General features: G+C 57.6%; 2 protein-coding genes. Both read left to right on the top strand.

Annotation, left to right across the window (positions count from 1 at the left end; genetic code table 11):
* Positions 1 to 17 precede the first annotated feature (17 nt).
* Positions 18 to 1,652, top strand: coding sequence for an IS21 family transposase (gene istA, locus AWB69_RS45010; RefSeq protein ID WP_062093206.1), 1,635 nt, complete (start codon positions 18 to 20; stop codon positions 1,650 to 1,652).
* Positions 1,649 to 2,138, top strand: a 490-nt coding sequence (locus AWB69_RS45005) for an ATP-binding protein (RefSeq protein ID WP_156529221.1), incomplete at its 3' end; no start/stop codon positions are given. The genes istA and AWB69_RS45005, both read left to right, overlap by 4 nt.

The following is a 2,138-nucleotide window of genomic DNA, read 5'->3' as shown; positions in this document are numbered from 1 at the left end:
AGCCTTGGAGGTGGGAGTTGAACGTCTTGAAGCAGCATCAGCAAAGTACCGTGTTCACGCTACTGGAGCTCAAGAAGAGCCAGCGTGAGATTCATCGGATCACCGGAATCGACCGCAAGACGATTCGCCGCTACATGGCGATCTTCGCGGCACGCGCATCCACGTCCACAAATTCCCCCGCCCCCGCGACCATCGGCTCGGAGGACGCTGACCAAACTCCTCCACTCCCGCGACCACCGGCTTTTCAGGCCGCGTTGACGAAGGCTTGCAACTTCGATTTCGCCCGTTCATTGTGCGAGCCCCATCGGCAATGGATCGAAGAGCAAGTTCGCTTGCAACGAAACGCTCAGGCTATCTACCAGGATCTCGTTGATCAATACGCGTTTGCCGCGAGCTACGAGAGCGTCAAACGGTTCGTGCGTGCCTTGCGCCATATCGATCCGGAACAATTCGACCGTCTTGAGTTTCTGCCGGGCGAGGAGGCTCAGGTTGACTATGGCGAGGGTGCGCCGACCCTCGATCCGAAGACGGGGCGCTATCGGCGACCACGGCTATTTGTGATGACTTTACGTTTTTCGCGTCACAGTTTCCGCCGGGTCGTATGGAAATCCAGCCAGCAAGTGTGGGCGCAACTTCACGAAGAAGCGTTCAGATATTTCGGTGGTTGTGTTCAATACATCGTCCTCGATAATCTTAAGGAAGGCGTCATCACGCCGGATCTATACGAACCGGAGATCAATCATCTCTACGCCGCGATGCTCGAACACTACGGCGTGGTTGCTGACCCGGCGCGCGTGCGGGATCCGAACCGCAAGGGGACCGTTGAGAACGCAATCCAGCATACACAAGGCACCGCGCTTGGCGGCAGGCGCTTCGACTCCATTGAGGAGCAGAACGCGTTTCTTGTGCGCTGGGAATCGAACTGGGCGTCCAAGCGCTTGCACGGCCGCGCCCGCCGTCAGGTCGAGGCGATGTTCCAGGAGGAGAAGCCGCACTTGCGGGCGCTGCCCCTGACAGGATTCCGCTACTTCGAGCAGGTCGTTCGCACCGTCTCCGATGATACGACTATTCGAATCGACCACAGCTGGTATGCAGCGCGTCCCGCCATGATTGGCAGCATGGTGCTGGTGCGTATCTTCGATTCAACCATTGAAGTTCGCGACCGACAGACACAAACGCTGTTACGTATTCACCCGCGCTTCAAAGAGCCGGGCCACTTGCTATTGCCTGAAGACGAGCGCCCGTTCAATCCATCCAGGCAAACAGCCTTTCTACTATCCGCTGCGGGCGACATAGGGCCGCAAACCAAGGCACTTTGCCAGCGGATGTTTGACTCCGAAGGGCGCGTCGGCCAGCGCGGCATGTGGGGCATCGTCGGTCTCGCGAAGAAGTACCCGGCCCGCATCGTTGAGCAAGCCTGCAGCCAGGCACAGGAGCACCGCCTGCGCTCCTACAAACAAGTTCGCGCACTGGTCGAGCGGCTGTTCGATCAAGCGCTGGAACGGCTTAACCAAGCCCCACAACTCGCTTTGCCTCTTACCCAGGATCACGCGCTAATCCGTCCAGCCGCCGAATACGGCGAGCGGTTCAATCTCGGCGCACAACAGCAGATTACACAACCGTCCTTGACCACTGGAGAGATCAACGAATGACCATGTCGATGCCCGAAATCGAGCGCTCGCTCAAACAACTCCATCTGTCTGGTGTGCGCGACACGCTGGAAACACGCGTGCTGCAAGCGCAGGCGGCGAACCAACCCTTTCTGGAAACCTTCTCGATAATTCTGCAGGACGAGCTAGATCGCCGTCAATCACGGCTCATCGAGCGTCGGCACAAACAGTCGGGCCTTGAAGAGAAGCTCACGTTCGCCGAATTCGATTGGTCGTTCAATCCAAAGCTTCCGCGCCAGGCCTGTTTGGAGCTGCGAACATTGAAGTTTGTTTCCGCTGGCGAGAACGCGCTCCTTATCGGTAAACCCGGCACTGGCAAATCGCACGTTGCGAAGGCCGTCGCCAACCAAGCTGTCCTACAAGGCTATAAGGTCCAGTATCTTGAAACCGACGATTTCTTTACTCGTTTCGATCTCAGTGAACCCGAACAACAGGAAAAGCGTTTGCGCAGCATTCTCGACTGCGATT

It is taken from the genome of Caballeronia udeis, assembly GCF_001544555.2.
In the GTDB taxonomy this organism is placed as follows: Bacteria; Pseudomonadota; Gammaproteobacteria; order Burkholderiales; family Burkholderiaceae; genus Caballeronia; species Caballeronia udeis.
This window is presented reverse-complemented; position numbering and strand designations above follow the sequence as displayed.